This window comes from Corynebacterium sp. HMSC034A01 (genome assembly GCF_001838175.1).
In the GTDB taxonomy this organism is placed as follows: domain Bacteria; phylum Actinomycetota; class Actinomycetes; order Mycobacteriales; family Mycobacteriaceae; genus Corynebacterium.
On sequence record NZ_KV835958.1, the window covers coordinates 72780 to 79290 of the forward strand.

Genomic DNA, 6511 nt, shown 5'->3' on the forward strand with positions numbered 1-6511 from the left:
GATGCAGCAGCACAAGACCAACGAGGGCGCGCTGTGGGGCGGCCGCTTCTCCGGCGGCCCCTCGGAGGCGATGTTCGCACTGTCCGTGTCCACGCACTTCGACTGGGTGCTCGCACCCTACGACGTGCTGGCGTCCAAAGCACACGCGAAGGTGCTCAATAGGGCAGGTTTGCTTAGCGACGAAGACTTCACGGTGATGCTCGACGGCCTCGACAAGCTCGGCCGCGACGTCGCCGACGGCTCGTTCGGCCCGCTGCCCATCGACGAGGACGTGCACGGCGCGATGGAGCGCGGCCTGATCGACCGCGTCGGTCCTGAGATCGGCGGCCGCTTGCGCGCGGGCCGGTCCCGCAACGACCAGGTCGCCGCGATGTTCCGCATGTGGCTGCGAGATGCACTCCGCGGTGTTGCCCAGGACGTGTCTGACCTGATCGACGCGATTGCCCAGCAGGCCGAGGCCCACCCGGACGCGATCATGCCGGGCAAGACCCACTTCCAGGCTGCGCAGCCGATCCTGCTCGCGCACTCCTTGTTGGCCCACGCCCAGCCGCTGCTGCGCGACCTGGAGCGCATCCAGGACGCGGACAAGCGCCTCGCGGTCTCGCCGTACGGTTCCGGTGCGCTGGCAGGCTCCTCGCTGCACCTGGACCCGGAAGCGATCGCAGAGGAGCTCGGCTTCGACTCCGCCACGGACAACTCACTCGACGGCACCGCCTCGCGCGATTTCGCCGCCGAGTCCGCCTACGTGCTCGCGCAGATCGCCATCGACGTCTCCCGTTTCGCCGAGGAGATCATCGCCTGGTCCACCCCGGAGTTCGGCTACGTCACGCTGCACGACGCGTGGTCCACGGGCTCATCGATCATGCCACAGAAGAAGAACCCGGACGTGCCGGAGCTCGCCCGCGGCAAGGCTGGACGCTTGATTGGCAACCTCACCGGCCTTTTGTCCACGCTGAAAGCGATGCCGCTGGCGTACAACCGCGACCTGCAGGAGGACAAGGAGCCGCTGGTGGACTCGGTGACCCAGCTATCCATTCTCTTGCCGGCGTTTACCGGTTTGGTGTCCACGTTGACCTTCCACGAGGACCGTATGCGCGAGCTGGCCCCGGCAGGCTTCACGTTGGCGACGGACCTGGCCGAGTGGATGGTCCGCCAGGGCGTGCCGTTCCGCGAGGCCCACGAGGCATCCGGCGCCTGCGTGCGCATCGCGGAATCCCGCGGCGTGGATCTGGTCGATCTGACGGATGAGGAACTGCAAAGCGTCGATAAGCGACTGCGTCCGGAGGTCCGGGAGGTGCTCACCGTTGACGGTGCGGTGGCATCCCGCGACACCCGCGGCGGCACCGCGCGCCCGCGAGTAGAGGAGCAGCGCGAGCGTGTGCGCGAGGCGAACAAGGCCGCGCGCGAGTGGGCGAAGGCACCGGTGCGCTCGCAATAGTTGTTCGATTGTGGCGCGCATCTCGGCCCGGCCATTTAGCATGTGAGATATGAATGTGCCGAGCAGCCACGACGCCAAGCCCCGGGGACGGAAAGTCTCCGTGGTGCTTGGCGTCATTTTAGTTGGGGTGGTCATCGCCGCCGTCGCGCTGGGACGGGGGCTGCTGCCCTTCGGCGGCGAGGATGAAGGGGGAACATCCGACGAGCCTGGCAGCAAGCTGACCCAGCTACACGGCGTGATCGGCTCGGAGAAACGCGCCTACTTCGAAGACCCCGACGTGGTGGCGCGGCTAGAAGAGCTGGGATACAGCGTCAGCGTCACCACCGCCGGCTCGCGCCAGATTGCCACCACCACGGACATTGCGGAACAGGACTTCGTCTTCCCGTCGTCGGCGCCGGCGACGCAGAAGGTGCGCGAGCAGGGCAGCGGCTACTCCGTGGACTTCCCGTTCTTCACGCCGATGGCGGTGGCGAGCTGGAAGCCGATCGCCGACCTCTTGGTTGCAGAAGGGGTGGTCAGCGAACACAACGGCGCGTACACCCTGGACGTGAACACGTACATGGACCTGGCCCGCTCCGGAAAGCGTTGGCGGGACCTGGGCGAGGCGTACCCCTCACCACGCAATGTGCAGATCCGCTCCACGGACATCCGCACCTCCAACTCCGCGGCGATGTACCTGTCGCTTCTGGCGTGGGAGGTGGCCGAGCGCGACCCGGAGCGCCGAGACGACGTCGGGTACCTCATCGACGAAATTGCTCCATTTTTCACCGCCCAAGGGTACAGCGAGGCGTCCTCGTCTGGCCCATTCACGGATTACCTGAGCCAGGGCATGGGCGCCGCGCCGATGGTGATGGTCTACGAGGCACAGTTCTTGGGAGAGCAGATGCGGCCGAACTCGCGCATCCGCGACGACATGGTGCTGCTGCACTTGAGCCCCACGGTGCTTGCGAACCACGGCATCGTCGGTGTTTCGGAGGGCGGCAAGGAGCTGGGGCGCCTGCTCGCAAACGACCCGCAGCTGCAGCAGCTCGCCGCCCGCCACGGGTTCCGCCCCGCGAACTCCGGCAGCCTAGCGCAGGAGCTCGAGGACCGCGGCCTCGACGCGCCTTCCGGCTACGTCAATTCCATCGACCCGCCCTCCTACGACAGGCTCGAGCAGCTCATCGACGGAGTGGGACAACGCTATGCCGGCGCTCCCGCACCGGTAAAGGAGGACGACCAGTGAAACGCCTTTTCGTAGCTCTCGCCGCCCTGATGTCGCTCATACTCGCATCATGCACCTCGCTCGACGGCGGCACGTCCGGCTCCTCAGATTCCGACGCAGGTTCCGGGTCGGGCACTCCAGCCGACCTGACCATCGTCGCCGCCACCGAGCTGAAGGACCTTGAAGGGCTGGTCGACCAGGCCGCCAAGGACCTCGGCTTTTCTATCGACATGCAGTTTCCCGGCGGCACCCTGGACAATTCGCAGACGCTCAAGCGCGGCGACTTCGACGGGAAAGTGGACGCCACCTGGTTTGCCACCAACCGCTACGTCAACCTCATCGGCGCCACCGACAAGCTGGACGGCGAGTCGAAGATCGCCACCAGCCCAGTCGCGTTCGGCGTGTGGGAGGACAGTGCAAAGCGACTCGGCTGGGATACAAAACAGCCCACGTGGGCGGAGTTCGCCCAGGCCGCGGAGGCAGGCGAGTTCAGCTTCGGTATGACCAACCCGCAGGCGTCCAACTCCGGGTTCTCCGCTCTGGTTGCTGTGGCCACCGCGCTGGCGGACACCGGCGACGCCATCGCGCCGGCCGACCTGGAGCGCGTCGGCCCGCGCCTTGAGCAGCTGTTCCAGGCCCAATCCATGGTCTCCGGGTCCTCCGGCTGGCTGGCTGAGGCGTTCGCCGACGACCCCGGGCGAGCGGACGCGATTGTCAACTACGAGTCCACGCTGCACCAGATGCGTCAGCAGGGCCAGCCCATCGAGGTTGTGGTTCCGGCGGACGGCGTCATCTCCGCGGACTACCCGCTGTCCGCGCTCGCGCAGCCGGCGAATGCGGACGCGCGGGATCGCGTCGAGAAGCTTGCGAATTGGCTCCTCGAGCACCAGCCCGACATCGCGGACACCTTCCGCAGGCCGGTGGCCCAGGTGGACAATCTCCCCGCGGAGATCGCGGACCAGCAGGTCATCGAGCTGCCGTTTCCAGCGAACGAAGGCGTGGTGGACGAACTGCTGTACGCCTACGACAACACCTACCGGCAGCCAGGCACCACCACGTTTGTGCTGGACACCTCGGGCTCGATGGAGGGCGAGCGCATCGCCTCGCTGAAAGACATCATGCATTCGCTTATCGACGGCTCCGCTTCCACCCTCACCGGCGACGTCTCCCTGCGCGACCGGGAGAACGTCACGCTGCAGTCCTTCGACAGCCGGCCGAATGCCCCTGTCACGGCGCGTTTCTCCCATGATGACCCGGCTGCGGCCGCCGAGTTGACGGAGTATGTGGACGGGCTGAGCGCAAGCGGCTCCACGGCGATGTACCAGACGCTGCTGGAAGCGCTGCGGGAGACGGACCCGGCCGGCGGAATCCCGTCGATAGTCTTGCTCAGCGACGGCCAAGACACCGTCGGCCCGCGCTTCTCCAAATTCAAAAAGGAGTACGAGCAGCTGCCGGCGGCGCAGCGCTCCGTGCCGGTGTTTGTGATCCTCTACGGCGACGCGAGCGAGTGGGAGATGCGCGAACTGGCGGAGCTGACCGGCGGCGAAGTGTTCGACGCGCTTGGCGGCGACCTCGCGGCGGCGTTTAAGGAGATCCGTGGCTTCCAATGATCCTTCCGGCAACCCAGTTGCCCGCTATTTCGCGTCGCCGAAAAACCAGGTTGGGCTGGTGCTTGCCATATTGGTGGTCGTGCTGCACCTTGTGGTGGGCATTGGCATCTACTGGCCAGTGGCGGCGCTGGCGGCCTACGGTGCAGGTGCGGCGCTGACCCCCGCGCGCAAGCCCAAGGAGTTGCCGCCCGCGCCGGCGGAGCCCACCCCGATGGTGCTGGAGCGGTCGTTGCAGGAGACGTCCAGGCGTTTGGGCGGCGCCCGACCGCCGCGCCAGGTGATGGCGCAGGCGCGTGCGCTCGAAGACACAGTCCGGTTCGTGCTCTCGGAGTGGGAGCATTTGGAACCCACCCCGGAGCACCGCCAAACGATATGGAATGTGGTGAAGGTGTACTACCCGGAGGTCGTTGATACGTATCTCGATGCCCCGCAGTACCGCGACGCCTCCGCGGTGCGAGTGGTCGTAGACTCGCTGACCACGCTCACCCGTGCGGCAGGACGGGTGCGGCAGGGCATCTTGGACGACAACCTACGTGCGATGGACTCTCAGGCACAGTTCCTGCGTGAGGAGCTCGGCGAGTTGCCCGGACTCGACGACAGCTACCGCGGCGGCGACGGGTACGATCCGAAACCATGAGTCTGGATCCGAAGCTTCTCAACGTCCTCGCGTGCCCCAAGGACAAGGGGCCGCTGGAGTACAACCAGGAAAAGCAGCTCCTGGTCAACGAACGCCTCGGCATTGCCTATCGCATCGACGACGGCATCCCGGTTTTGCTCATCGACGAAGCTGAGCCCTACACCCCAGCGAACTAGAAGTAGAAAGCAACCATGACTTCCACAAACATCATCGACGAACTGACCTGGCGCGGGCTGATCAACCAGTCCACCGACCTGGACAACCTGCACGAGGCAACGCAAGCGCCGATCACCCTGTACTGCGGGTTTGACCCGACCGGCCCGTCGCTGCACGCCGGCCACCTCGTGCCGCTGTTAATGCTGCGCCGCTTCCAAGAAGCCGGGCACACCCCGATCGTGCTCGCCGGCGGCGCCACCGGCATGATCGGCGATCCGCGCGACGTGGGGGAGCGCTCCATGAACTCCGCGGACACCGTCAAGGACTGGGCGGAGCGCATCTCCGGCCAGCTCAAGCGCTTCGTGCACTTTGACGGCGACAACGCCGCGAAGCTGGTCAACAACAACGACTGGACCAAGGATCTCAGCGCGATCGAGTTCCTGCGCGACATCGGCAAGCACTTCTCCCTGTCCACCATGCTGGGCCGCGAGACGGTGAAGCGTCGCCTGGAAAACGACGGCATCTCCTACACCGAGTTCTCCTACATGCTGCTGCAGGCGAACGACTTCGTGCAGCTGCGCCGCGAGCACGACTGCATCCTGCAGATCGGCGGCGGCGACCAGTGGGGCAACCTCGTGGCCGGCGTGGATCTGAACCGCCGCATCGACGGCGCGCAGACCCACGCGCTGACCGTGCCGCTGGTCACGGACTCCGAGGGCAAGAAGTTTGGCAAGTCCACCGGCGGCGGGTCCCTGTGGCTCGACCCGGAGATGACCAGCCCGTACACCTGGTACCAGTACTTCGTGAACACCGCGGACGCCGACGTGATCCGCTACCTGCGCTGGTTTACCTTCCTGGACCAGGAAGAGCTTGCCCGCCTCGAGGTCGAGGTGGAGGAGCGCCCGTTCAAGCGTGAGGCGCAGCGCCGCCTTGCGCAGGAGATGACCGATCTGGTCCACGGCGTCGAGGCGCGCGAGGCTGTCGAACTTGCATCACAGGCACTGTTTGGGCGCGCCGAGCTTGCGGATTTGGACGAGGCAACCCTGGCTGCGTCCGTTTCTGAGACCGATGTGTTCGAGTTCTCCGGCGAGACCACCATCGTGGATCTGCTCGTCGGCGCAGGCCTCGCGGACTCCAAGGGCGCCGCCCGCCGCTCCATCAAGGAAGGTGGCGCGTACGTGAACAATGTCCGCATCGAGGACGAGGCGTGGGCGCCCACAGACGACGACTTCCTCCACGGTTCCTGGCTTGTGCTGCGCCGCGGCAAAAAGAACTTCGCGGGAGCAAAACGCGTGTAGCACCCTGCTTTACGACGAGCTGTCGCCCAGGCCTGATTTGCACTCTGGCCTGGGCGTTTTGTGTTGTGTTTGGGTTCGTGGTTATATATCCATCCGTTGCTTCCGAGCGGTTCGGCCGCCTGGAGGGAACGAGCAAAGTGAATAGGGGTTACGTTCTGGTTAACCGGG

The 6511-nt window shown here is 65.9% G+C and carries 6 protein-coding genes; all 6 read left to right on the forward strand.

The features are described from left to right. The first annotated feature begins 1 nt into the window (after nucleotide 1). From argH to tyrS, 6 genes are read left to right on the forward strand one after another with little or no spacing between them, the layout of a single operon-like run. Nucleotides 2-1438: an argininosuccinate lyase gene (gene argH / locus HMPREF2791_RS05715; protein ID WP_070844699.1), complete on the forward strand. Its 1437-nt coding sequence runs from the start codon at nucleotides 2-4 to the stop codon at nucleotides 1436-1438. Nucleotides 1439-1487: 49 nt separating this feature from the next. Continuing rightward, the gene (locus tag HMPREF2791_RS05720) at nucleotides 1488-2663 is read left to right on the forward strand and encodes a hypothetical protein (RefSeq protein ID WP_070844700.1); all 1176 of its coding nucleotides are present in this window, start codon (nucleotides 1488-1490) and stop codon (nucleotides 2661-2663) included. Continuing rightward, entirely contained in the window at nucleotides 2660-4252 is a 1593-nt protein-coding gene (locus HMPREF2791_RS05725; RefSeq protein WP_246825459.1) for a vWA domain-containing protein, read from the forward strand. The genes HMPREF2791_RS05720 and HMPREF2791_RS05725 overlap by 4 nt, the downstream gene beginning before the upstream one ends. Further along, nucleotides 4239-4889, forward strand: coding sequence for a hypothetical protein (locus HMPREF2791_RS05730; protein WP_070473206.1), 651 nt, complete (start codon nucleotides 4239-4241; stop codon nucleotides 4887-4889). Before HMPREF2791_RS05725 ends, HMPREF2791_RS05730 begins: the two co-directional genes overlap by 14 nt. Next, entirely contained in the window at nucleotides 4886-5065 is a 180-nt protein-coding gene (locus HMPREF2791_RS05735) for a Trm112 family protein (RefSeq protein WP_070473209.1), read from the forward strand. Before HMPREF2791_RS05730 ends, HMPREF2791_RS05735 begins: the two co-directional genes overlap by 4 nt. 15 nt (nucleotides 5066-5080) lie before the next feature. Next, nucleotides 5081-6343 (forward strand): tyrosine--tRNA ligase, encoded by a 1263-nt coding sequence (tyrS, locus tag HMPREF2791_RS05740; protein ID WP_070473211.1) that lies wholly within the window; start codon nucleotides 5081-5083, stop codon nucleotides 6341-6343. Nucleotides 6344-6511: the final 168 nt, after the last annotated feature.